The sequence below is a fragment of the Pseudomonas sp. CFII68 genome (assembly GCF_000416195.1).
GTDB lineage: Bacteria > Pseudomonadota > Gammaproteobacteria > Pseudomonadales > Pseudomonadaceae > Aquipseudomonas > Aquipseudomonas kilonensis.
On record NZ_ATLN01000007.1, the window covers coordinates 1 to 397 of the forward strand.

Sequence of the window (397 nt, forward strand, 5' to 3'; positions counted from 1 at the left end):
CGCCCGGAGCAAGCTCGCTCCCACAGGGGGCAGCATCGTTCTCGATACTTTGGCAACTCACTACAGGTCAATCCCCATGTCCCTCCCCTCCTTTGTACGCCTGATCGAAGTCGGCCCCCGTGACGGGCTGCAGAATGAAGCACAGCCCATCAGCGTCGCCGACAAGGTGCGCCTGGTGGATGCCTTGAGCGCCGCCGGCCTGGGTTACATCGAAGTCGGCAGTTTCGTCTCGCCCAAGTGGGTGCCGCAAATGGCCGGTTCCGCCGAGGTGTTCGCGCAGATCCAGCGCAAGCCCGGTGTGACCTATGGCGCCCTGGCGCCAAACCTGCGGGGTTTTGAAGATGCGCTGGCGGCGGGTGTAAAAGAAGTGGCGGTGTTCGCCGCCGCGTCCGAAGCG

Annotated in this window: 1 pseudogene; it reads left to right on the forward strand. The window is 64.2% G+C overall.

Annotated elements, in window-relative coordinates:
• Positions 1-76: 76 nt before the first annotated feature.
• Positions 77-397 (forward strand): annotated as a pseudogene (locus CFII68_RS25665) (hydroxymethylglutaryl-CoA lyase); the annotation flags it as partial.